At 35.8% G+C, this 23,883-nt stretch carries 22 protein-coding genes; 14 read left to right on the forward strand and 8 right to left on the reverse strand.

Annotated features, from left to right (window positions below; translation table 11 throughout):
- Positions 1-126 precede the first annotated feature (126 nt).
- From LS70_RS08790 to LS70_RS08805, 4 genes are read right to left on the reverse strand one after another with little or no spacing between them, the layout of a single operon-like run.
- On the reverse strand, positions 127-582 hold the full coding sequence (locus LS70_RS08790; RefSeq protein ID WP_034290864.1) for a MerR family transcriptional regulator: 456 nt from the start codon (positions 580-582) through the stop codon (positions 127-129).
- Between the two features lie 40 nt (positions 583-622).
- Positions 623-2,587: a ribosomal protection-like ABC-F family protein gene (abc-f, locus tag LS70_RS08795; protein ID WP_034290867.1), complete on the reverse strand. Its 1,965-nt coding sequence runs from the start codon at positions 2,585-2,587 to the stop codon at positions 623-625.
- Positions 2,580-3,410, reverse strand: coding sequence for a prolipoprotein diacylglyceryl transferase (gene lgt / locus LS70_RS08800; protein ID WP_034290869.1), 831 nt, complete (start codon positions 3,408-3,410; stop codon positions 2,580-2,582). The genes abc-f and lgt overlap by 8 nt, the downstream gene beginning before the upstream one ends.
- Positions 3,385-3,696 carry a hypothetical protein gene (locus LS70_RS08805; RefSeq protein WP_034290924.1) on the reverse strand — a complete coding sequence of 104 codons (312 nt, stop codon included), beginning with the start codon at positions 3,694-3,696 and terminating at the stop codon, positions 3,385-3,387. The genes lgt and LS70_RS08805 overlap by 26 nt, the downstream gene beginning before the upstream one ends.
- A gap of 116 nt (positions 3,697-3,812) precedes the next feature.
- Here LS70_RS08805 and LS70_RS08810 point away from each other — a divergent pair, with 116 nt between their 5' ends.
- Entirely contained in the window at positions 3,813-5,081 is a 1,269-nt protein-coding gene (locus LS70_RS08810) for a homoserine dehydrogenase (RefSeq protein ID WP_034290872.1), read from the forward strand.
- Positions 5,071-5,427, forward strand: a complete 357-nt coding sequence (locus LS70_RS08815; protein WP_034290875.1) for a YraN family protein — start codon at positions 5,071-5,073, stop codon at positions 5,425-5,427. Before LS70_RS08810 ends, LS70_RS08815 begins: the two co-directional genes overlap by 11 nt.
- On the opposite strand, the gene LS70_RS08820 is transcribed toward LS70_RS08815, so the two are convergent.
- Entirely contained in the window at positions 5,428-6,834 is a 1,407-nt protein-coding gene (locus tag LS70_RS08820) for a TrkA C-terminal domain-containing protein (protein WP_034290878.1), read from the reverse strand.
- Positions 6,835-6,888: 54 nt separating this feature from the next.
- Between LS70_RS08820 and tgt the strand changes: the two genes are divergently transcribed.
- Positions 6,889-8,022, forward strand: coding sequence for a tRNA guanosine(34) transglycosylase Tgt (gene tgt / locus LS70_RS08825; protein WP_034290880.1), 1,134 nt, complete (start codon positions 6,889-6,891; stop codon positions 8,020-8,022).
- A gap of 49 nt (positions 8,023-8,071) precedes the next feature.
- On the opposite strand, the gene LS70_RS08830 is transcribed toward tgt, so the two are convergent.
- On the reverse strand, positions 8,072-8,230 hold the full coding sequence (locus tag LS70_RS08830; protein WP_081949876.1) for a YgaP family membrane protein: 159 nt from the start codon (positions 8,228-8,230) through the stop codon (positions 8,072-8,074).
- Positions 8,231-8,240: 10 nt separating this feature from the next.
- Positions 8,241-9,596, reverse strand: coding sequence for an NAD(P)/FAD-dependent oxidoreductase (locus tag LS70_RS08835; RefSeq protein ID WP_034290882.1), 1,356 nt, complete (start codon positions 9,594-9,596; stop codon positions 8,241-8,243).
- A gap of 226 nt (positions 9,597-9,822) precedes the next feature.
- On the opposite strand from LS70_RS08835, the gene LS70_RS08840 reads away from it, so the two are divergent.
- The 11 genes from LS70_RS08840 to LS70_RS08890 all read left to right on the forward strand — a co-directional run bounded on the left by LS70_RS08840 (position 9,823) and on the right by LS70_RS08890 (position 22,812).
- Positions 9,823-11,340 carry a YifB family Mg chelatase-like AAA ATPase gene (locus tag LS70_RS08840; RefSeq protein ID WP_034290885.1) on the forward strand — a complete coding sequence of 506 codons (1,518 nt, stop codon included), beginning with the start codon at positions 9,823-9,825 and terminating at the stop codon, positions 11,338-11,340.
- Between the two features lie 53 nt (positions 11,341-11,393).
- Positions 11,394-13,100, forward strand: coding sequence for an ABC transporter ATP-binding protein/permease (locus LS70_RS08845; protein ID WP_034290888.1), 1,707 nt, complete (start codon positions 11,394-11,396; stop codon positions 13,098-13,100).
- Positions 13,100-14,089, forward strand: a complete 990-nt coding sequence (locus LS70_RS08850; protein ID WP_236096468.1) for a glycosyltransferase family 2 protein — start codon at positions 13,100-13,102, stop codon at positions 14,087-14,089. The genes LS70_RS08845 and LS70_RS08850 overlap by 1 nt, the downstream gene beginning before the upstream one ends.
- Before the next feature lie 10 nt (positions 14,090-14,099).
- Positions 14,100-15,245 (forward strand): glycosyltransferase, encoded by a 1,146-nt coding sequence (locus LS70_RS08855; RefSeq protein ID WP_034290890.1) that lies wholly within the window; start codon positions 14,100-14,102, stop codon positions 15,243-15,245.
- Positions 15,245-16,402 carry a glycosyltransferase gene (locus tag LS70_RS08860; protein ID WP_034290894.1) on the forward strand — a complete coding sequence of 386 codons (1,158 nt, stop codon included), beginning with the start codon at positions 15,245-15,247 and terminating at the stop codon, positions 16,400-16,402. Before LS70_RS08855 ends, LS70_RS08860 begins: the two co-directional genes overlap by 1 nt.
- A 65-nt stretch (positions 16,403-16,467) precedes the next feature.
- Positions 16,468-16,881, forward strand: a complete 414-nt coding sequence (locus LS70_RS08865) for a CoA-binding protein (protein WP_034290897.1) — start codon at positions 16,468-16,470, stop codon at positions 16,879-16,881.
- Positions 16,878-18,080 (forward strand): threonine ammonia-lyase, encoded by a 1,203-nt coding sequence (ilvA, locus tag LS70_RS08870; RefSeq protein ID WP_034290900.1) that lies wholly within the window; start codon positions 16,878-16,880, stop codon positions 18,078-18,080. The genes LS70_RS08865 and ilvA overlap by 4 nt, the downstream gene beginning before the upstream one ends.
- Positions 18,081-18,087: 7 nt before the next feature.
- Entirely contained in the window at positions 18,088-19,266 is a 1,179-nt protein-coding gene (locus tag LS70_RS08875; RefSeq protein ID WP_034290903.1) for a hypothetical protein, read from the forward strand.
- Between the two features lie 5 nt (positions 19,267-19,271).
- Positions 19,272-19,946, forward strand: a complete 675-nt coding sequence (locus LS70_RS08880; RefSeq protein WP_052083436.1) for a pilus assembly FimT family protein — start codon at positions 19,272-19,274, stop codon at positions 19,944-19,946.
- A gap of 47 nt (positions 19,947-19,993) precedes the next feature.
- Positions 19,994-20,788, forward strand: coding sequence for a 16S rRNA (adenine(1518)-N(6)/adenine(1519)-N(6))-dimethyltransferase RsmA (gene rsmA, locus LS70_RS08885; RefSeq protein WP_034290908.1), 795 nt, complete (start codon positions 19,994-19,996; stop codon positions 20,786-20,788).
- Between the two features lie 11 nt (positions 20,789-20,799).
- Positions 20,800-22,812 (forward strand): ribonuclease J, encoded by a 2,013-nt coding sequence (locus tag LS70_RS08890; RefSeq protein ID WP_034290911.1) that lies wholly within the window; start codon positions 20,800-20,802, stop codon positions 22,810-22,812.
- Positions 22,813-22,838: 26 nt separating this feature from the next.
- Here the strand turns inward: LS70_RS08890 and mnmA are convergent, their stop codons facing one another.
- Positions 22,839-23,882 carry a tRNA 2-thiouridine(34) synthase MnmA gene (gene mnmA, locus LS70_RS08895; protein ID WP_034290913.1) on the reverse strand — a complete coding sequence of 348 codons (1,044 nt, stop codon included), beginning with the start codon at positions 23,880-23,882 and terminating at the stop codon, positions 22,839-22,841.
- Position 23,883: the final 1 nt, after the last annotated feature.

Consider the following 23,883-nt stretch of genomic DNA (forward strand, 5'->3'; position numbering starts at 1 on the left):
CTCACCTGCTAAATCGCGCGTGAATATATCGCGATTTGTCGTTTTTGTGGGTGTGCTTCTTTGTGAAAATGTATTTTTAAGTTTTGGTTGCATTGTTACTCCTTGTTGTTTCAATAATAAAAGCTATTAATCAAGCTTTTTTGATTTCTTAGCATTGCCTTCTTGGCATTGCTTTTTGCAAGTCTTATAATCTCCACTTTGTGGATTAAAAGTATCCACGCCTTTTTCTATCATCTCTTCATAAAGCCCAATTTTCATTTCTAATTTTTCAGAAATTTCTTGTAAGACTTTAATTTGGGCATTAAGCTTTGTATGTGTATCTTGCAGCATTGCTTTACGCATTGGCGCAGTTTTAATCCCACCACCACAAGCTTCCGCGTATGTTTTAATCTCTTTTAGGCTCATTCCACATTGTCTAAGCCAATCTATCCATCTAGCCCATTCCATATCACTTTGTGCGAAATAGCGCACACCATGACTATCGCTCTCCACAAAAGGAAATAATCCCTTATCAAGCCAAAATCTAAGCTTGCGCGATGAAATCCCGATTCTTTTTTCAACTTCTATAACTGTGTAAGACATAATTCTCCTATTTTATAAAATAAAAACAAAAGTATAAAGCCTAATACCTAGTGTTTGTCAAGGGTTTAAGAGAATTTTCTTTTTCTTCTAGTTCTAAATATTGTAGAATCTTTGTATCATAAAGTGCTTTTTTCTCTTCAAATTCTAAAGATTTTTCTTGTAATTCTTGTGTGCTTAAGCCCCCATTATATAGCAAATTTTCTAGGATTTTAAGCTCGGATTCTAAACCTTCAATTTCTTGTGGAAGTATCTCTAAAAGACGTTTTTCGTGGTAGCTTAATTTCGTTTTCTTTGGCGTTTCTTTGGGGGATTCTTGTTTTTGCGGTGTGGAATCTTGTTTGTATTCTAGCTCTAAAGCCGCATATTCTTTTAACTCACTTTGAATCTCTAAATACTCGCTAAAACTTCTATGCGATTCCACAATCTCGCCATTCCCTTTAAACACATACAAGCATTTTGCAATCTTATCTACAAAATAGCGATCATGGCTAACAAAAATAATCGCGCCCTCAAAACTCTGCAAATACTCCTCTAAAATATTAATTGTTGGAATATCTAAATCATTTGTCGGTTCATCTAAAATCAAACAATCATACGCTTTGGTAAAAAGCAAGGCAAGTGCTACGCGATTCTTCTCTCCCCCGCTTAAATTTCCAATTTTCTTGTCCAAAAATTCTTTAGGAAACAAAAAATTCTTTAAATAGCCAAAAATGTGCATACTTTTACCGCGCACCTCAACATGATCCCCACCAAAAGGACAAAAAGTCTCTAACAAATCTTTACTATCATCTAACATTTCTCTATGTTGGTCAAAATAACCAATCTTCACATCCCCATGTTCAATACTTCCGCTACTTGGCGGGATACTTCCTAAAAGCATTTTTAATAATGTGGATTTACCAGAACCATTACGCCCAACAATTGCGATTTTATCTCTTTGTAGAATCCTGACATTAAAATCCTTGACTAATAGTTTTCCTTCGATTTCTTTGCATAAATGCTTTGTTTCAAAAAGCATTTTTCTACGATTCACTCCCTCTTCTTGATTGAAGTTTTTACGCTCTCTCTCTAGCTCTAAAGTCATTTTGCGGATTAATGTAGGATTACTTTTAGCCATTTTACGCATTTCCATAATGCGCTCTTTGCGCCCTTCATTGCGTTTTACTCTTGCACGCACACCACGCGCTAGCCATTCTTCTTCTGCTTTTAAATGTTTTAATAATGTTTCATGGCTTTTTGCAAGACTTAATAACAAAGCTTCTTTTTGGCGCAAATAATCGCTATATCCCCCCTTAAAACTCCTAATTTTTCCCTCTTCGACTTCTACGACACGCGTAGCAACTTTATCAATAAAATATCGATCATGGCTAATAAATACTAGCGTAAATCCCCCGCGTAAAAGCATATCTTCTAAAAACTCTACCATTTGCACATCAAGGTGGTTTGTCGGCTCATCAAGCAGTAAAATATCTGGTTTATGCAATAGCAAACACGCTAAAGCCACACGCTTTTGCTCTCCCCCACTTAGTAAATTCACATAGCGATTCTGCAAATCTTCTAACTCAAAAGTTTCTAGCACTTGTTTAATTTTTGCTTCTAAATCCCAAGCATTATGATGCTCTAAAAAATTAGTCAGTTTTGCGTATTCTGCCAAAAGTGCCTTATCTTCAGGAGAGTTTTGCAAAAGCTTTCCGACTTCAAAATACCGCTCTTTTGCAAAATTTTGCTCACTCAAGGCTTCTATGATTGCTTCTTTTGTCGTTTGTCCTGCTTTGAAATTTGGCTTTTGAATCAGATATTTAAGCTCCAAATCCCCCTCTAAAATCCTAACCCCTTCATCACTTTGCAAATCTCCACTTAGAATCTTAAGCAATGTGGATTTTCCTGCACCATTCCGCCCGACAATTGCTACACGTTCATTTTCTTCAATATGTAAAGACACATCTTGCAAAATCGCCTTATAGTCATATTGCTTTGAGATATTTTGCAAAGAAATATTAGCCATTTTTTATCTCTCTATTTTCTTTGCCTTTATACAACCACAGCACAAAACAAAATCCACCAATTAACAAAGATAATAGCTGACCTTGTGTTAGCCAATCAAAAGCGATAAATCCTAATTGTATATCAGGCTCTCTCAAAAACTCTGCTAAAAAGCGCATTAAAGAATACAACACTCCATATAAGATTCCAATCTCTCCAACAAAACGCGCTCTTTTACGATACGCATATAACAGCACAAAAACAATAATACCTTCTAAAAATGCTTCATAAAGCTGGCTAGGGTGGCGCGAGATTCCATCAACTAAAATCCCAAAACTACTTGTCGTTTCTCTGCCGACTAACTCTTGATTCAAAAAATTTCCAATACGCCCAAACACATAACCTAGTGGAATACTAAGCCCTGCTAAATCCATAAAAAGCCAAAAGTTTATCTTTTTTATTTTTGCAAAAAGAATCGAAGCGATTAAAAATCCAATCACCGCTCCATGATAACTCATTCCACGGATTCCAACAAATTCTCCCCTATGGTCAAAAGGATTAAAAATCTGCCATGGCTGGCTTAAATAATAACTTGTATAAGGGTCATAAAAGATGATATAGCCTAATCGCGCCCCTAAAATTACGCCAATTTCAACCCAAATAAAATAACTATCCAAAAGCGTATCAGAAATAGGGTAAGAATCTTTTTTCACAATCCATTTTGCTACCAATAGTGCAATTAAAAGTGCCAAAACATACATAATCCCATACCAATGCACCGCGATTCCAAATACACTAAAAGCAACAGGGTCAAAATGGCTATAAATATTGTGCCATATCGTCATTTTTCACCTCAAAAAATATGTGCAATCCAAAGCGTAACAAATTATCATATAAATAGGGGCTTGTAACATATAAATGAATTTTAAAACCATCTTTACAAGCAAGTTTTAACCAATAGCCTAAAATAAAAAAATGTATCTCTCTTGCTTGTGGAATATTAAAATGCACTTCCACTTGCCCTGCTTTTCTGCGCTTTTCTAGCAAAGATTTTAAATCGTGATAATCGCTAATTTCTTTAATCTTTCCTTGTAAAGTAAAGGAATTTTCATCAATTTGTTTAATTTTCAAAACTACTACCTTAAAAAGTAAATAGCGCATTTTAACAAAAATTTGCTTGGAGATATTAAATCTCTTCTTTGCCAAAAAACGCTATAATCCACCTCTAGTTTTCACAAAGGGCGTATATGAAAGAACTCATTTTAGGAATCATCGGTTTAGGCACAGTTGGTAGCAGTGTTGCAAAGATTTTACATGATAACCAAAGCCTAATTGCAGCACGCGCAGGTTGTGCGATGCGCATTAAAAAAGGAGCAGTTAAAGATCTCTCCAAAAGCCGCGAAATTTTTGATTTTCCTATCACGAATAATGTCGATGAAATCCTAGATGACCCAGAAATTGATATTGTTGTAGAATTAACCGGGGGTGTAGATGCCCCTTTTGAGATTGCCAAAAAAGCCTTAAGAGCTTCTAAAGCCCTAGTTACAGCAAATAAAGCAATGTTAGCCTATCATCGCTACACACTTCAGCAAATTGCTGGGGATTTACCCATAGGCTTTGAAGCAAGTGTAGCAGGTGGAATCCCTATTATTAAAGCTTTGCGTGATGGATTAGGTGCAAACCATATTTTAAGCATACGCGGAATTATTAATGGCACTTGTAATTTTATTTTAACAAAAATGAAAGATGAGGGCGCGGGATTCCAAGAAGTCTTAAAAGAAGCCCAAGATTTAGGCTATGCAGAAGCAGACCCGACCTTTGATATAGGAGGATTTGACGCAGCACATAAACTCCTAATTCTCGCAAGTATTGCTTATGGAATTGACGCGCGCCCAGATGATATTTTAATTGAAGGAATCACACAAATCACGCAAGAAGATATTGCCTTTGCCAAAGAGTTTGGTTACCATTTAAAATTACTTGGAATCGCAAAAAAAGATGGGGATTGCATAGAATTACGCGTGCATCCTACTTTTTTACCAAAAAATGCAATGCTAGGTAAAGTTGATGGTGTGATGAATGCCATTAGCGTAGTGGGTGATTGCGTGGGAGAGACTCTATATTATGGAGCTGGAGCTGGAGGAGAAGCGACTGCAAGTGCTGTGATTTCTGATATTATTGAAATTGCCCGAACAAAAAGCTCTCCAATGCTAGGATTTAAAACAATAAGCAATACTCTAAAACTTAAACCCATAAATGCAATTAAAAGCGCATATTATTTGCGTCTTTTAGTGCTTGACAAACCCGGCGTTTTAGCCCAAATTGCTAAGGTTTTTGGAGAAGTTGGAATCTCTATTGATACTTTCTTGCAACGTAATGCAAAGGATAAAAACCATTCTGTTTTACTTCTTTCTACACATACTTGCACAGAAGCAGATATTAAACTTGCGATAGAACGCATTAGCTCTCTTGAAGTCGTAAAAACATCTCCTGTAATGATTCGTATTGAAAAATAACACTACACAAAAAGGCAGAGAAGCAGAAGATTATGCTTGTGTCTTTTTGCAAAAAGAAGGCTATACAATACTAGAGCGCAACTTCAACACAAAACTAGGAGAAATTGATATTATCGCTAAAAAAGACGGAATCTTGCATTTTATAGAAGTAAAAAGTGGAATAGGATTTGAGCCAATTTATAATATTAGTCCCAAAAAACTAGATAAACTTTCTAAAACACTAAATATTTATCTAAAAGCAAATCATATCAATCTCCCATATTGTCTAAGCGCATTAATTTTAAGCAAAAAGATTCCATCGGATTCTTTTAATGTGAATTTTATAGAAAATATTACACTTTTTTAATTACACAGAAATTGGCACAAAAAGTTGTGGAATCTTGATTAAATACGCACTTAAATTCTCTACATCACGCATTGAAAAAAATGGATTATGCTTAATGCCAGCCTTTCTTAATGGCAAAATTTGTATCATTTTTTCTTGTGTATTTAGCCAAAAGATTGGGTTTTGCGTGGCTGTGCTATCAATTTCTATTTTTTTGTTAAACACTTTTGCGATATGCTTATAATAATCCAATGCTTGTTCGTGATTTTCTTCATTAGGGTCAAAATCATAGAGTAAAATTTTTAAACCGATTTGTTCAGAAAAATCAAACACAACAGAAGAAATCTTCTCTGCTTCTTCTGTATCTTTTGGCAAAATCACTGCACCATGTGTTAAAGAATCTAGCGGTTGTGCGCCAAACTTTAAAAGTGGAATCCCTAAATCTAACAAATACCCACGATAGCGACTAAAACAATATTCTTCTAATAAAATCAAACCAATATTTTTATTACTTTTATCCTTTTCAATCAACGCTTTTAACGAAGTTTCGTGGTATTCAATTCTCCAAGAAATATTTTCTGCATTTAATAAGGGGTGATTTTCGATTTTTTTTATTGTTGTAATATTTGTAGGATTCAAAAAACAAACTTCTAAACGCTTGTTTTTAAAATGCCCAAAAAGCCAAGTTGTTTGGTATAAATAATTTTCCAAATCCTTAGAATGCAATAAGTCAAAATATAGCACAACATCACGCCCAAATGGTGTTGGAAATTGTCCAAATTCTTCTTTGATACGATGATAAATATCCCAAAGTGTATCAGGGTCTCCTACAAGTAAAAGCGCGTCATTTGGAAGAATTGTCGTAGAATATTTGGGCAAAATCAATCCATTGTTACGGTAAATTGCAACAATTTTCCATTTTTTTTGCTTAATCACACCCACACTACGATAAGCATAAGGACTTCCAAAGGGCACGCTTACTTGCATAATCTCGCCTTCTCCTAAGCCAATATTTTTAGCAGTTTTAGGAATATTTGGAAACTTCTCAAACAAACGACTGCTTAGCAAATATGCTTCATTAATCATCAAAAGTTGTTTATCACTTTGCGCAAGCGGAATCTCTCCTAGCATTGTAATTTGCAGCATTTTATTATATCCGCGCAATGTATGATACACTGCTTCACGCTCTTTTATATCTTCTAAAATCACATAGCAATCTGTAATTTGTGGAGTTAAAATTTCTCTTAATTTACTAGAAGCACTTGGGTCAAAGTTATAAGCTTCACTATCTTGTGGAAGATTTTTTGGCAAAAGGCTAGAATCTAGGGAGACAAAAATATACGCATTTTTATCCAGATGTTTTAATGTTAAAGTTGTTAGGAATTCTTTTGCTACAATTCCATTCAAAATTAAAAGCACTTTTCGCATATATTCCCCTAAACGCGCTAAAATTGGCGAAAATGTAGCAAAAAAAGGTTGAAAATGGAATTTAATCTACAAAAAGCTGATGGTAATGCGCGTGCTGGAATCCTAAAACTTGCACATGGAGAAATACAAACTCCTATCTTTATGCCTGTTGGCACACAAGCAAGCGTAAAAGCTTTGGATTTTAATGACCTTTTAACATTAAATGCGCCTATTATTTTAGGCAACACTTACCATTTATATTTACGTCCCGGAGATGCAGTTATTGCTGCACTTGGTGGATTGCACCATTTTACAAAATTTCCTAAAAACTTCCTAACAGATAGTGGGGGTTTTCAAGCTTTTAGCCTAAATTCTAATGTCAAATATAAAGAAGATGGAATCGTATTTAAAAGCCATATTGATGGCTCAAGCCACTTTTTTACTCCACAAAAAGTGCTTGATATTCAATACAATCTTAATAGCGATATTATGATGATTTTAGATGATTTAGTGGGTTTGCCTGCTAGCAAAGAAAGAATCCTAGAATCCATAAATCGCACGACACAATGGGCGCAAAGCGCAATGACTTATCACAACTTCAAAAAACAAATTGCACAAGATAAAGGAGAGATTCTCACAAATCATATTTTTGCCATTGTGCAAGGTGGGACAGATAGAGAATTTAGAGAAGCAAGTGCTAGAGATTTAACAAGTCTTGGCGATTTTGATGGTTATGCAATTGGCGGGCTTGCAGTTGGTGAGCCAAATGCGCAAATGTATGCAACGCTAGATTTTACAACGCCACTTTTACCAAAAGATAAACCTCGCTATTTAATGGGTGTTGGCACTCCACAAGATATTGTAGAAGCGATTGCTAGAGGTGTAGATATGTTTGATTGTGTGATGCCAACACGCAATGCAAGAAATGGGACGATTTTCACACATTTTGGCAAGCTTGCTATTAAATCCCCACGCTTTAAACTCGATACCCAACCGCTAGATTCTAAATGCCATTGCTACACTTGCATAAATCACTCACGTGCGTATTTGCACCATTTATTCCGCAGTGGGGAAATGAGCTATTTTCGTCTTGCTAGCATTCATAATCTAGCTTATTATCTTAAACTCGTGTGCGATGCTAGAGAAGCGATTTTAAAGGGGGAATTTCTACAATTTTATAAGAATTTTTATGCACAATTGCAAAGCTAATCTTAAAAGTTTAAGCGGAATCTTGCGATTCTTTTAAAGAATCGCAAACTTATTTTTTCAAGATTTTATATAATGGGCAATATCCATAAACTGCGCTAAGCAAAGGCAATAACGCAATTAACCACCACCAGCTTTGGCACACAAAACCAAAGATGAAATACAACACCATAGCTACAATCAAACGAATTGTTTTATCTAAATTACTCATTTTCACTCCTTTATGCTTTTGCTTTTACCATTGCTTGCATAACCATAGGCTTCATTAAATACACTTTTACAAACCAGTTCATCCAACTTTCTCTTGTCGCACCAAAGCAAGGCATGCTAGGCGCAGTTCCTTCATAATCAAACTCTACCATAACTGCTTTTCCATAACGTGTTATAAGTGGGCAAGCTGTATAACCACTAAATTTCGCCTCTAGTGGTTTTCCTTCTAAATGTGAAATAATGTTTGCTGCAATCACTGGATATTGCTTGCGAATACTTGCTCCTGTTTTTCCTTTTGGGATTCCAGCACAATCACCAATTGCAAAAATATTTTCAAATCTTTTATGTTGCAAAGTGTATTGATCGACATCTACCCAATTACCAGCAGTATGCCCTTTAGTGATAGCAAGTCCAGCTTCTGTGATAAAATCTGCTGTTTTCATAGGTGGAATCACAATCAAATAATCATAAGGTTTTTCAATACGCTCTTTTGCAACTTTTTGTTCTCCATCTTCCACATAAGGCATTAATTTTTCAAAAGTGGCTATATTGTGCGCAGTATCAACTTCTACAAGCAAATGACGCGTTGCATAAGGCATTTTGCGCTCAATAAAAAACTGCTCAATCATCTTTGCATGCACAGGGCTTGATAGCATCTGCCCACCACCTGTGCATAGCATCATATCTGTTTTTGAGCGCGTCCCTTTTGTTGTTGTTAAATCATCAAGTAAAAAATTCACTTTTTTGTTAGCTCCGCCACATTTGACTGGAGTGTTTGGCTCTGCGAATAAAACTTTTCCCCCATCTTTTGCAACCTTTTTAAGGATTTGTTGCGCTTTTACTGCACCATCTGCTGTATAAATACTTGTAACATTTGTCGCAGGATCATTAATAAATTCTTCGCTTAACCCCTTATATTTTTCAAACATATTAAATGTTCCTGTCCCAATCACAAGATAATCATAATTATGTGTTGCACCAGTTGTTGTGGTTAATGTATTTGCACTAGGATTTACGGAAGCGACATTTTCTTTTATCCAATTTACTTTTGAGTTAATCAAATCCTCTTTTTTGTATTCTGTATCCTTTTTGTTATAAATCCCACCAGCAATTAACGTAAATCCGGGCTGATAATACAAAATAGGGTCTGCATCAAAAAGTGTAATTTTTGCATTTGGTAGCTCATCAACTAATTTTGCCGATAATGAGATTCCGCCAAGACCAGCCCCAATAATCGCAATATTTGGTGCTTTATCAGATTTTGCCTTTGCTTGTGTTGGCATAGCTAAGCTTGCGCTTCCTAGAGCAACGCCTCCAACTCCCATTAATTTTAGTAAATCACGGCGATTTAACTTTTCTTTTTCCATAAGCTCTCCTTTATTTAAAACACCCAAAATTATAATTTACCCTTACATAATCTTTGTGTAACATTATCACGTATATTCCTCAAAAATCATAAAAAATTTATGTTTTTACACCAAATTGTTACAATTTAATACATAATAGAGTAAAAATGTTCTAACCTCTTTAAAACAACTTATTTTTTTCTCCAAACTTGTTAAACTCAAAAGTGATTTTATTTTAAGGCTTTTTATGAAAGCAAACACATTATATTGCGCTGCACAACTAGGAATTAGTGCTAAAGAAGTTGAAGTTGAGGTGAGTTTCACACGTGCTTTACCATCATTTTCTATCACAGGACTTGCAGGTAATGCAATCCAAGAATCTCGACAAAGAGTGCAATCCTCTCTTTTGGCAAATGGTTTTAAATTTCCTCCTCTTAAAATTACCGTCAATCTTTCTCCTTCAGATTTACCAAAACAAGGAAGTTTTTACGATTTACCTATTGCACTATTAATCGCCTCATATAACACGCTAGATTTTTCTGCACATTCAAACAAAATTTTTGCTTTTGGAGAATTAGGACTTGATGGGCGCATTAAAGATACACCTACAATCTATCCTTTATTACTCTCTCTTCTTAGCAATAATCATCAAGATGCACTCTTTATTCTCCCAAAAGATGCGCAAACATTTTATTCTAAGATTCCAAATCTAAAAGCGTATTATGCGCAATCTCTAAAAGAAGCTTTAGAGATTCTACAAAATCCACCCCAGCTAGAATCTTATGATTCCACCTTGCCTTTTTCGTATTTAGAAATCCAGGGAGAAAAATTCTATTATTCTCAAAAATTTCCCTTAGATTTTTATGCAATCATCGGGCAAGAGAGAGCAAAAAGAGCTGCATTAATCGCTGCTTGTGGATTCCATAACATTCTTTTTGAAGGGAGTGCAGGAAGTGGAAAGAGTATGATAGCTTCTAGGATTCCTTTTATTCTCCCACCCTTAAACTTAAATGCAATGCTACAACTTGCCACCACTACACTTGAAATCTCTCCAAATCGCCCCTTTAGGAATCCGCACAATAGTGCGACAAAAGCTGCGATTCTAGGAAGTGCTGTTGGACAAAACATAAAGCCCGGTGAAATCGGACTTGCGCATATGGGAGTATTGTTTTTTGATGAACTGCCCCATTTTCCAAAAAATCTTTTAGAATCTCTGCGCGAACCTTTGCAAAATCATAATTTCACAATTTCACGCTCACAAGCAAAAATCACATACCCCACAGATTTTATGTTTGTAGCAGCGATGAATCCTTGTCCTTGCGGGAATCTCTTAAGTCTTACTAAAGAATGTCGCTGCAACCAAAAAGAAATCAATGCCTATAAATCCAAAATCTCTGACCCTTTTTGGGACCGCTTAGATCTTTTTGTAGCAATGCAAGAAAACGAACAAAAAGAATCTAAAACAAACGCATATCGTATAGATTCTAAAACCTTGCAAGAACAAGTTTTGCAAGCTTTTAAATACCAAAAAGAGAGAGGGCAAACTTGCTTTAATGCAAGACTTGAAGGAGAAGAGTTTGAACACTTTTGTAAGCTTGGGCAAGAAGGACAAGAAATTCTAGAAAAAGCCACACAAAAATTTGGAATCTCAAAACGTGGTGCAGATAAAATCTTGCGTGTTGCACGCAGTATTGCAGATTTAGAGCAACAGCAATGGATTACAAAATCGCATTTGCTAGAAGCACTAAGTTTTCGTAGGATTTAAAAAAATTCATATCTATTTTATCCTATAATATCCGCTAAAAATATAGGGTTTCTATGCTTTCTAAATTAAAATTTATCCTTTCTAACCATGATCGGCGATATATTTATGGATTGCTGTTGCTCTCCTTATTTGTCTCTTTAATCGAGCTTATTGGAATCTCAGCAATCGCGCCTTTTATGGCAGTAGCAAGCGATTTTAATCTGATTGAAGAAAAACCTTATTTCTCCCTTCCCTACACTTTTTTAGGATTCCATTCTCCTAGAGATTTTGTAATATTCTTTGGAATGACACTTTTAGTTTTTTATGTGATACGCTCACTTGTTAATTTAATCTACCAACACTTGCTTGCGCGCTTTACTTTTGGACGCTATTATCTGATTGTAGGACGCCTTTTTAGAAATTATTTGGGATTAAATTATGAAGAATTCATCACCAAAAATACGAGCTATTTAACAAAAACAATCACCACAGAAGCGCATAATTTCACAATCTTATTAGCCGCAGCTTTGTTTATGACTTCAGAAGTTTTTGTTGTGCTATTAATTTACAGCACGCTTTTATTTGTGAATTTTAAAATTACACTTGGTTTAACGCTAATGTTAGCATTCTTTGGTTTTTTAATGGCACGCATTATCACCCTAAAAATCAAACATCAAGGCAGAGAAAAAGAAGCACACCAAAAAGGTTTTTTTGAAACGCTTAGCTCAAGCTTTGGTAACTACAAAATTATCAAACTTCAAAGCGATGATAGCGCGATTCTACAAACTTTTTCACAATCACTTTGGGGCTATTCTCTAGCAAATATCAAAAACCAAACTTTTTTCCATATTCCACGCCTTTTACTTGAAGCTATTGGCTTTTGTATGATGATTGCGGTGGTTTTGTATTTATTTATTAAAGACCCAAATAACGTAACAAGCTATTTGCCCTTGCTGTCAATGTATGTGCTAGCACTCTATCGGCTTTTACCTTCTATTAATCGCATTTTAGATTCTTATAATAAAATCATTTTCAACTTCCGCTCACTTGAAATTATTTATCAAGATTTAACGACAAAAATTAAAGATTTGGGCAATGAAAACGTCCATTTTAAAGAGAAAATCACACTAAAAAATCTCCATTTTAACTATCAAGAAAAACCGATTCTACAAGGCATTAATCTTACCATTCAAAAAGGTGAAAAAGTCGCTTTTATTGGAGAATCTGGAAGTGGAAAAAGCACTTTAGTTGATGTGATGATTGGTCTATTAAATCCCAAAAGGGGAGAAATCTTAGTTGATGGCATAAAAATTAATACAAATAATCTTAAAAGTTGGCGCGCAAAAGTTGGCTATATTCCCCAAAATGTCTATCTCTTTGCTGGAAGCGTAGCAGAAAATGTCGCTTTTGGACGCGATTTTGATGCAGAAAAAATGATTGCTGTGCTAAAAAGTGCAAATATTTATGATTTTTTAATGCAAAAAGAAGGCTTAGATACGCAAGTAGGCGATGGAGGAATCGCATTAAGTGGCGGACAAAAACAACGCATTGCCATTGCGCGCGCACTTTATGGCGACCCTGAAATTTTGGTGCTTGATGAAGCAACAAGTGCATTAGATGCACAAGTAGAAGCTAAAATTATGGAAGAAATCTATAAAATTGCAAAACACAAAACATTATTTATTATTGCGCATCGTCTAAGCACAATTACAAATTGTGATTCCATTTATAAAATGCAAAATGGAACATTATCTCTTGTAGCACATAAGGATATTTTCTAATGCAAACACCATTAAATATTCAAGATTTACCTAAGGAATTTTCTCAAAAAGTTTTAGAAGAAGCTCCAGAAAACCCAAACTTTCCAAAAGTTAGCATTATCCTAACAACCTATAATCGTGAATATTTTTTTACAGAATCTATTGAAAGCTTATTAGAACAAGATTATCCAAACCTAGAAATTATCGTAAGTGATGACGGGTCAAGCGATAATACCTTTAATATTGCTTATGAATACGCACAAGAAAATCCACATATCAAAGTCGTGCAAAATACACGCGCTAAAGGAAGTGCAGGGAATCGCAATAATGGCTTAGACCACGCAAGAGGTGAGCTTATTACGCTTTTAGATGATGATGATTTACTCTTTAAAGAAGCAATTTCTCAAATGATAAATGTTTATTTAGGCTTTGAGAAACAATATGGAATCATTATTGCAAATTGCACAAGAAGTGATGATGGTTTCTTAAGCGGAAAAGGTGTTAGCGAATCACGCGAAATTAGCTTTCAAGAAGTGTTATGCGGCTGTTTAGATGGAGAGTTTTTGACGCTCTTTGAGCGCAAACTCTTAGGACAAAGACGCTTTAATGAAAACTTACAAAGGGGTAATATGGGGCTTTTATGGCTAAAACTTCATAAGAATCGCCCATGCTATTATCTCCATAAACCTTTGAAATTTTATAGAATCCATGCAGAATCTCTAACACAAAATCTAAAATACAAACCCTTAGAAATGGTGAAAAATTACGAACAAGATATTTTACTTTTTTACAAAGAACGCTTAAAGTGTTGCCCAGCCCACCTTGCAAAACTTTGCGCAATAGCAGCTTTATTGTATCGACAAGGGGGAGACCGCAAAAAAGCCTTTAAAAAGATTCTGCAAAGTTTAGCAATCCGACCAAATTTGCTTGCACTTCAAGTTTTTGCGTGTTTATTTTTGCCTGTATCTTGTCTGCCTAAATTAAAAATCCGCCAACGCGTAGAGAAATAATAAGAATCCTATGGAATCCAAAACAGCAAAAAAACTAAAAATCCTACTTGCTATCCGTTCTCTTGATTTTGGTGGGGCTGAACGCCAATGGGTGCTTCTTGCAAAAGAGCTTGCCAAATGCGAAGAAGTGGAATTATTACTTTGCACGATATATGGAGGCGGAAAATTAGAAGACGAAATTGCAGGGATTCCGCATATTTGTTTAAACAAAAAAGGACGCTTGGATTTTGGTTTTTTGTTGCGCTATTATAAAGAAATCAAAGCTTTTAATCCGCATTGTATTTATGCTTTTATGCCCGAGATGAATATTTTTAGCCTACTTTGTGCGATTTTTCTTAAAAGTAAAGTTGTTTTTGGATTCCGCTCTAGCGCAATCAATGTAAAAAAGCTTCCCTTAGCTTCTAAGCTATATTTTTATACACAAAAATTCTTAAGCTCTTATGCAAATGCAATTATTTGCAACTCTCATGACGCAATTGATTTTTATAAAAGCAAGGGATATTGCATGGATAAAGCCTTTGTTGTGCATAATGGCATTGATACACAACGCTTTTTGCCTAGGGATTCTTATGCCCTAAAAGAAGAATTAGGCATCAAAAGCAATGCTTTTGTTTTTGGAATCTCTGCGAGAATGAATCCTGTAAAAGACTATCCACTTTTTGCGCAAGTTGCTAAGGAATTTTTAGAAAATTGCAAGGGCAAAGATACAGATACAATCGCATTTGTTTCTTTAGGAAAAACAAATCCAGAGATTCTTCACGCTTGCACGGAGATTTTAAAACCCTATTCTATACATTTTTTAGGTGTGAAAAACGATATAGAGCTTTATTATCCCCTTTTTGATTGTATTGTATCAACTTCTTATACCGAAAGCTTTTCAAACTCCATTGCAGAAGGAATGGCTTGCGGCTGTATTCCAATTGTTAGCGATGTTGGAGAAAGCAAAATTATCGCAAATTTCAATCAAGATTCTTATCGCTTTTATTTTACTCCAAAAGATTCCAAAGGTGCGCTAGATTGCTTGCAATCCCTTTATGCGCTCAAAGATTCCAACACTCTTTTAATGCTTAAAAAGCAAGCCAGAGAGCATATTTTAAAAGAATTTAGCCCAAAAAGTATGCGCACACAAACACTACAAATTTTAAAAGGACTTTAATGCGTATCAATATTCTTTTGTATTCCTTAGGGGCTGGGGGAGCAGAACGCATTACATCTTTATTATTAGACGCAATGCAAAAAGATTGTGAAATTCAGCTCGTATTATTAGAAGATATTTGTAATTACCCAATCCCAAAAGGGATAAAAAAAGTCATTTTAGGCACAAACTCTACCCAAGAAAGTGGAATCAAAAAACTCTTAAAACTGCCATTTCTTGCTTTAAAATACAAAAAACTTCTTAAAAATTGTGATGTTTCCCTTTCTTTAATGACGCGCCCAAACTACATTAATATTCTAGCTAGCTTGCTTTGCAAATCCAAAAAACCTAGAATCTTAATTTCTGAACGCAGCCACCCAAGCTTGCAATATGGCTATAAAAATCTAAGCTCAAAAATTAACAAGATTTTAATTGCCTTCCTTTACAACAAAGCTGATAAAATTAGTGCAAATGCGCCCCAAAATCTTCAAGATTTGGTGCAAAATTTTCATATTAGCCCAAACAAAACTACTCTTTTGCTCAATTTTTTCAACCTTGATAAAATCCGCGCGCAGAGCCAAGAAGATTCTGACTTATCAAAACAGATTTTAAAACACAAAGCACAAGGAAAATATATTTTTGTAAGCATTGGACGCTTAGATAATGGAAAAAATCATCGTTTGCTTATAGAAGCAATGAAAAATTTTAAAGAGAAAGCTTCTCTTTTTATTATCGGTGGTGGGGAGTTAGAATCCACCCTTAAAGCACAAATTCACATTTTAAACTTAGAATCTTGCGTCTTTTTGCTAGGAAAAAGCAAAAAACCTTACGCACCTTTAAGCCAAGCAGATTGCTTTTTATTTGCGTCAAATCACGAAGGTTTTCCTAATGTTTTAGTGGAATCTCTAGCGCTAAATGTGCCAATTATCACCACTAATTGCGCACCAAAGGAGATTCTAGCCCCTAAGGGAGAATTTTTGGATTCCAAAAAACAATGTGAGCTTGCACAAGGTGGCATTATCATTCCGCTAAATTCCAAAGAAGCAATGGAATTTTGTATGGATTTTATGCTAAAACACCCAAATTTCTTTGACAAATCTTCTCTTTATGCGCAAGCAAAACTTTTTAGCCAAGATACACAGCTACCTTATTACAAAGAATGGATTTTAAATCCTTGAAATTAAAAATTTTTTTCCTAAAACTTTGTTAAAATAGTAGCAATTTTCCATAAAAAGGCAATGCTATGCAAACATCAGATAAGGAAATTTTAGAAAATTCCAAAAAAATTGCAATTTTAGGTTTATCACCAGACCCTACAAAAGCGAGCAATAAAGTCGCGCAATACTTACAAAAAAAAGGCTATGTGATTATTCCTATCTACCCAAAAGGCGGAGAGATTCTAGGCTGTAAAGCTTATGAAAACCTACAAGATGCCTTTAATGCAGAATCTGATATTGATATTTTAAATGTATTTCGCAAAAGTGAAGCACTTTTAGGAGTTGCAAAAGAAACTCTAACGCTTCCTTATCTCCCAAAATGTGTTTGGGTGCAATTAGGACTTTCAAGCAAAGAAGCTAAAGAGTTGCTAGAGAAATCAGGAATCGTGTATTTTGAAAATGCTTGTATCAAAATTGAACATGAAAGGCTATTTCAATGATTCCACTCTCTAAAATTATGGACGCAAAAGCGCGCCTAGAAGGCATTGTGCAGCACACTAAATTAGCATTTGCACCAAAGCTTAGCCAAATTTGTGGCGCAAAAGTTTATGTCAAACAAGAAAATTTGCAAAATACAGGCTCTTTCAAACTACGCGGGGCTTTTAATAAAATCGCTTCACTCACACAAGAAGAACGCGCAAAAGGCGTAATTGCCTCAAGTGCTGGAAATCACGCACAAGGTGTTGCATATAGTGCAAAGCATTATGGAATCAAAGGCGTTATCGTTATGCCCGAAGCTACGCCTTTGCTTAAAGTTATGGGCGTCAAAGAGCTCGGGGCTGAAGCGATTTTAAAAGGAAATAATTATGATGAGGCTTACTCTTATGCCCTAGAATACGCTAAAACACATAATTTGCAGTTTATTCACCCTTTTGCAGATGATGAAGTGATTGCTGGGCAAGGCACGGTGGCTTTAGAAATGATTGAAGACCAAAGCCATTTAACAACAATTGTCGTGCCAATAGGAGGTGGGGGACTAATTGCTGGAATCGCAGCAGCTTACAAGCAAATGCTACCACAAGTGAGAATCATAGGCGTTGTCGCAGAGGGAGCACCCGGAATGTATCATTCTTACCACAAAAAAGAGATTCAAAAAACAGATTCTGTTCGCACGATTGCCGATGGTATCGCAGTGCGTGATGTTAATCCTACAAATTTTGAATACATTTTAGAATCCGTAGATGAAGTTGTCATGGTAGATGATGAAGAAATTGCAAATGCGGTTTTATATCTGCTAGAAAATCAAAAATTAGTCGTTGAAGGTGCTGGTGCAAGCGTAGTTGCCGCAGTTTTGCACCATAAATTTGCGATTAAAGACAATGAATCTTTAGGCTTAGTGCTTAGTGGGGGAAATATTGATGTAACGATGCTTGGCACAATCATTGAAAAAGGTTTAGTGCGCTCTCACCGCAAAATGCGAATCCGTGTAACACTTATTGACAAGCCCGGAAGTCTGCAAAAACTTAGCGACTTGCTCTCTTCTCTTGGTGCAAATATTGTCAAAATAGATTTTGACCGCACTTCTGCTGCTTTTGGAGATGCGGATATTACAATTATGCTTGAGACCAAAGGCAAAGACCACCAAAATGCGATTCGCTCGCAACTACAAAAACAAGGTTATGTTTTTACAGAAGTCTAGGAAAACAATGAAACTACAAGCGCGTGATTTTCTTTGGCTTTTTGTTTTATGTTGCTTAAGTTTAGGCTCGCTTTTATGGCTACTTAGCACGCTTAGTATTAGTTATGATGAAGCAAAAGAGTTTTTCAACCCTAGTAGCTTTGGGGGATTTGCTGGGGCGTATAGTGTGCGTCTTTTTGGACAAAATGATTTTGCCTTGCGCTTGCCTTTTTTGTTGCTACATTTCTGCAATGCATCTTTAATGTTTTATCTTTCCAAAGGATTTCTAAAACGTCCTAGTGATGCAATTTTTGCCACATTACTTTTTTGCTTACTTCCGGGTGTAAATGCAGTTGCGCTGCTTGTTTCAAATGCTGGAATCGTGATATTTTTTACTCTTTTGCTTTGTATTTTTGTGCAAAAATACGAAAAGATTCCTTTTTGGCTACTTATTGTTTTAGCTTTTATTGATGCAAGTTTTGCGCTCTTGTTTCTTGCGTTAATTTTTTATGCCATTGCACGCAAAGAGACTAAATTGATTCTTATTTATCTAATTTTATTTGCGCTTAATATGTATTGTTTTGGATTAGAAATTGGCGGACACCCAAAAGGATATTTTTTGGATACAAATGGGCATTTAATGTTGATTTTCTCCCCACTTTTGTATCTATATTTTCTCTATATGCTTTATCGCTACTTTAATGCAAAAACAAAACCTTTAATGTGGTATATCTCCCTTTGTGCGCTTATGTTTATTTGGCTTTTATCTTTGCGCCAAAGAGTGCAAATTGAGCTTTTTGCCCCTTTTTTACTTTTAGGGATTCCGCTTATGGTGAGTTTGTATTTCTCTGGATTGCGCGTGAGGCTTCCGCAATTTCGCGCACGTTATAGAATCCCATTTTTAGCTACCTTTATCGTGCTTTTAGCAGTATCTGCTACATTATTTTTATCCAAACCACTTTTTGTCTTTTTGCCACAGGCAAACGAGCATTTTGCCTATCGCCATTTTATCGCCAAAGAGCTTGCGCAAGCACTTGAATCTAAAGGCATCAAAAGTATCAAAACAGATGCAAAAATGCAAGAGCGTTTGAAGTTTTATGGAATCTCTAAAGGCGGCGCAACACTTTATGATACCCCTAAAAATGACGCTTTAAAGATTCCGATTCTTTATTATAATAAAACGATTGTTACTTTTTATCTGAAATGATTTTAATGTTGCGTCCCGCATTTAGCCTTTTTGAAACGTTGCTTGTTTTAGCCATTCTTAGCATTTTTGCCACATTAGGTTTTGTATGGTTACCAGATTCCAAACTGCATTTAGCGCAAAACCAAATCATCATGCATTTGCAATACACGCGCTATTTAAGCCTAAATACAACTAAACACATCACACAAAGTGCTTTTTGTCAAAGCGATTTTTGCGAAGATGAACGCAAGCGTTGGGAAGAAAGCTTATGGAGATTGCAATTTTCACCCTTGCAGGATATTGGCTATGCCTATTATATTTTTAGCGATTCTGCGCGCGCAGTTAAAACAAAGCATTTTGATGACCGCCCGCGCGATAAACAAGAAATTGCTAGAGATTTACTAGATAATAGATATTTAAATGTTTATAATGTCGATAATTCTAAATTTGCAAATCCTTTACGCAATGGAGATTTAGCAATCACAAAACGCTATGGAATCAAAGAGGTAAAATTTTTTGGAGGATGTGGGGAAGGAAATGAAGCAAGAATCTTATTTGATGAGCAAGGATTCTTGCGTTGCAAAAACCCTTATAAAAAACCTGAAGCCCCAAAAGGACCTGTATTTTTACTGCTTACAAATCAAAGTGGGCAATCTGTTAAAATTTGCATTTTAGAGAGTGGCTTTATCCAAAAATGCTAAATTTAATTTTTTTGTGTTACAATTAGCAATTTTTAAGGCGTGATAACATTAAAACAAAACAAAGTTTAGCAAAAAAGCATTTTGGACAGAATTTTTTAGAAGATGAAAATGTCTTAAATGCGATTATCCAATCCATTCCCAAAATGGAACAAAATATTGAGCTTATAGAAATTGGGGCTGGCTTAGGTGATCTAACAAATAAGCTATTAAGCTTAGGGAATATCACTGCTTATGAAGTTGATAAGGAATTAATTCCTTATTTGCAAAATCGCTTTAGCAATGCGCTAAAGAGTGGGCATTTACGCCTTGAGATTGGTGATGTATTAGAGATTTGGGATAGTCAAAGTTTGCGCAAGAAACCTTATTTTCTTGTAGCAAACTTACCCTATTATATCGCAACATTACTTGTGGTAAAAACCATCAAAGACCCCCTATCTAAAGGCTGTGTCGTGATGACACAAAAAGAAGTCGCGGAAAAATTCTGCGCAGAGTGTGGAGAAAGTAATTTTAGCGCATTAAGCGTGCTAACACAAAGCGTAGGCGAGGCAACACTGCTCTTTGATGTGCCTCCTAGTGCTTTTGTGCCGCAGCCTAAGGTTACTTCTTCGGTGTTTTTGCTAGAAAAATTAGCAAACCCACCAATTTTTAAGGAATTGGAACATTTAGAATCTTTATTGAAAGTCGCCTTTAGCGCACCTAGAAAAACGATTCTAAATAATCTAAGTAAAGCTTATCCAAAACAAACAATTATAGATGCTTTACAATCTTTAGCAATAGCCTCTAGCAAACGACCTCATGAGATTGATACTCTAAATTATCACCGACTTTTGAAAATTTTATAAAAGGCGGAACAATGGAAGAACAACCAACAAACACAAACCCACAACCAAATCGCGACCCAAATAATCGCAGATTTAAACCGCGCCCAAAAGGTGCAAGCAAAATGGAATCTCACAAAGAAAACAATGAAGGGCAAAAAGAATCTCAAAAAACTCAACCCCGCAACAGACACAATCCGCGCTTCAAAAAAGAACAAGAGAAAAATGACACAACCCCGCGCGAAAATCGTCCAAAGCAACACCATAACAAGAACTATGGAAATGGTGCTACACAAGCTTCAAACCTAGAATTGCGTAAAGCCGTAGAGTTAAATGCAAAAATCCATGAAGATGCTCTTGCTCCACATTCTAAAATAGAATTTAATCCAAATGGCAAAGTGCGTATCACTCCACTAGGTGGCTTGGGAGAAATCGGCGGAAATATGACTGTGATTGAGACGCAAAATTCTGCGATTATCATTGATGCGGGAATGAGTTTCCCTGATGAAAGTATGCATGGCGTGGATATTTTAGTGCCTGATTTTAGCTATCTTGAAGTTATAAAAGATAAAGTTGCTGGCATTATCATCACGCACGCACACGAAGACCATATCGGTGCAATGCCCTATTTGTTTAAAAAATACCAATTTCCAATCTATGGCACAGCTCTGCCCTTAGGGCTAATTGGCTCTAAATTTGATGAGCATGGGCTTAAAAAATTTCGCTCGCTATTCCGCGCAGTAGAAAAGCGCAAACCAATAAGAATCGGAGAATTTGAAATTGAGTGGATTCATATCACGCACTCTATTGTGGATTCTAGCGCGCTAGCGATTAAAACAGAAGCAGGATTAATCTTTCACACCGGAGATTTTAAGATTGACCACACGCCAATTGATGGCTATCCCACAGATTTAAACAGAATCGCACATTATGGAGAACAAGGCGTGCTATTACTCCTTAGTGATTCGACAAATTCACATAAAAGCGGCTATACGCCAAGTGAAGCGAGTGTTGGACCTGCATTCGATTTGCTCTTTTCTCGCGCAAAAGGACGTGTAATTATGAGCACATTTAGCTCTAACATTCATCGCGTGTATCAAGCCATTCAACATGGGATTAAATACAACCGAAAAGTCTCCGTTATTGGGCGTTCTATGGAGAAAAACCTAGAAATTGCTAGAACTTTAGGTTATATTGATTTGCCCCAAAATATTTTTATTGAAGCACACGAAGTTGCAAAATACCCAGATGAAGAAGTGCTAATTGTAACAACTGGCTCACAAGGGGAGACAATGAGCGCACTTTATCGTATGGCTACAGATGAGCACAGACATATTAAAATCAAGCCAACCGATACAATTATTCTTTCTGCAAAAGCGATTCCGGGTAATGAAGGCTCTGTATCCAACATCTTAAACTTCCTAAACAAAGCAGGAGCAAAAGTTTATTATCAAGACTTTAGTGAGATTCATACAAGCGGACATGCAGCACAAGAAGAACAAAAGCTTATGCTTCGCCTTGTAAAACCAAAGTTTTTCTTGCCAGTGCATGGGGAATACAACCATATTTTAAAACACAAAGAAACTGCGATTTCTTGTGGAGTTAATGAGCGCAATATTTTCCTTATGGAAGATGGCGACCAAGTAGAAATTGCACACAACTATTTGCGCAAAGTGCGTAGTGTAAAAACTGGCAAAACTTATATTGACAATCAAGTTAATACCACAATTGCTAATGATGTGATTTTAGATAGACAAAATCTAGCAGAAAATGGAATCTTGATTGTTAATGTGGAATTCAACAAAGAGAAAAACTCTCTAAATGCTAAACCACGCATTCATAGTATGGGAATCATCTCTAGCAAAGAAACGCTAGCGTTTAATAAAGAAATGGAAGATTTTTTTACTCTTTTTACAAAAAATTGCAAAAAAGAGCTTTACAATAACCAAAAAGCTATGGAAAACGAGCTAAGGGGTGCTTTAAGAAAGCTTATGTTTAAAAAGATAAAAAAATACCCTACAATTATCCCTATGGTTACCCTAGTTTAGCCTACAATGTAGGCTAAATGGGCTAGCTATAAAATAAATCCTCCACCAAGCACTTTAGAACCCTCATACAATACAAGAGCTTGCCCGCTTGCCACGCCATAAACAGGCTCTTCTAAATGCGCAACAATCACTTCTTTTTTTTCTTCTTCAATGAGCTTAATCTTAGCTTTTGCTTTGTGGCTTTTATAACGGATTTTCACTTCACATTCTAATGGATTATCCCCTTTAAAATACTCTTTTGAGAGAGAAAAATTAGCCGCACGCACTTCTTTTGTCGCCAGTGATTCCTTATCCCCTACGACAATCGTGTTATTTTGTGGGTTAATCTTTAGCACATAATGTGGAGTTAAAGCACCTTGAATCGTAAAGCCTTTGCGCTTGCCAATCGTATATTGCATATAACCCTTATGCGTGCCAATAACATTTCCTTGCGCATCTAGCACATCACCTTTAACTTCTGTGGCATAATGCTTATTTAGCACATCAATATAAGAATTTTCTACAAAACAAATTTCTTGAGAATCTTTATAAGTCTCTAGTGTGCCAAGCCAAGAAAGTTCTTTAAGAGCCACAGGCTTAATCTCTTCTTTAATCTTATCACCAAGTGGAAAAATAATGCGCGGAATCCACTCTTGTTTTAACCCAAAAAGAAAATAACTTTGGTCTTTGTGTATATCTGCACCTTGTGCGATTCTGCCTTCTTTAACCTGCGCATAATGCCCAGTAGCGACATAATCAAACCCCATTTTATCTGCCAAATCAAATGCGATTCCAAATTTAACAAAGGGGTTACACATCGCACAAGGGTTTGGCGTTAAGCCTTTTTTATAAGATTCCACAAAATAATCATACACCTTTGCTTTAAAAAGTTCGTGCTCATCAATAATAGAATATTCTATATTTAAATGCTGTGCGCATTTTTGGATATTGCGCACAAAATAAGCATGCTTTTCTTCTTTGTCATGCAGCTTTAAATACACTCCATACACCAAATAACCTTGTTTTTGTAGCAGATACGCACAATAGCTAGAATCCACACCGCCACTCATCAACAACAAAACTTTTTTCATT

This window comes from Helicobacter sp. MIT 11-5569, assembly GCF_000765695.2.
GTDB lineage: Bacteria > Campylobacterota > Campylobacteria > Campylobacterales > Helicobacteraceae > Helicobacter_D.

Coding starts and splice junctions, on each gene's coding strand:
- LS70_RS08875 (WP_034290903.1), top strand. CDS start 18,088: ATGAAACTACAAGCGCGTGATTTTCTTTGGCTTTTTGTTTTATGTTGC.
- LS70_RS08865 (WP_034290897.1), top strand. CDS start 16,468: ATGCAAACATCAGATAAGGAAATTTTAGAAAATTCCAAAAAAATTGCA.
- LS70_RS08790 (WP_034290864.1), bottom strand. CDS start 582: ATGTCTTACACAGTTATAGAAGTTGAAAAAAGAATCGGGATTTCATCG.
- tgt (WP_034290880.1), top strand. CDS start 6,889: ATGGAATTTAATCTACAAAAAGCTGATGGTAATGCGCGTGCTGGAATC.
- LS70_RS08850 (WP_236096468.1), top strand. CDS start 13,100: ATGCAAACACCATTAAATATTCAAGATTTACCTAAGGAATTTTCTCAA.
- lgt (WP_034290869.1), bottom strand. CDS start 3,410: ATGACGATATGGCACAATATTTATAGCCATTTTGACCCTGTTGCTTTT.
- LS70_RS08840 (WP_034290885.1), top strand. CDS start 9,823: ATGAAAGCAAACACATTATATTGCGCTGCACAACTAGGAATTAGTGCT.
- LS70_RS08880 (WP_052083436.1), top strand. CDS start 19,272: ATGTTGCGTCCCGCATTTAGCCTTTTTGAAACGTTGCTTGTTTTAGCC.
- LS70_RS08810 (WP_034290872.1), top strand. CDS start 3,813: ATGAAAGAACTCATTTTAGGAATCATCGGTTTAGGCACAGTTGGTAGC.
- LS70_RS08835 (WP_034290882.1), bottom strand. CDS start 9,596: ATGGAAAAAGAAAAGTTAAATCGCCGTGATTTACTAAAATTAATGGGA.
- LS70_RS08830 (WP_081949876.1), bottom strand. CDS start 8,230: ATGAGTAATTTAGATAAAACAATTCGTTTGATTGTAGCTATGGTGTTG.
- mnmA (WP_034290913.1), bottom strand. CDS start 23,882: ATGAAAAAAGTTTTGTTGTTGATGAGTGGCGGTGTGGATTCTAGCTAT.
- LS70_RS08890 (WP_034290911.1), top strand. CDS start 20,800: ATGGAAGAACAACCAACAAACACAAACCCACAACCAAATCGCGACCCA.
- LS70_RS08820 (WP_034290878.1), bottom strand. CDS start 6,834: ATGCGAAAAGTGCTTTTAATTTTGAATGGAATTGTAGCAAAAGAATTC.
- abc-f (WP_034290867.1), bottom strand. CDS start 2,587: ATGGCTAATATTTCTTTGCAAAATATCTCAAAGCAATATGACTATAAG.
- LS70_RS08855 (WP_034290890.1), top strand. CDS start 14,100: ATGGAATCCAAAACAGCAAAAAAACTAAAAATCCTACTTGCTATCCGT.
- LS70_RS08860 (WP_034290894.1), top strand. CDS start 15,245: ATGCGTATCAATATTCTTTTGTATTCCTTAGGGGCTGGGGGAGCAGAA.
- ilvA (WP_034290900.1), top strand. CDS start 16,878: ATGATTCCACTCTCTAAAATTATGGACGCAAAAGCGCGCCTAGAAGGC.
- LS70_RS08845 (WP_034290888.1), top strand. CDS start 11,394: ATGCTTTCTAAATTAAAATTTATCCTTTCTAACCATGATCGGCGATAT.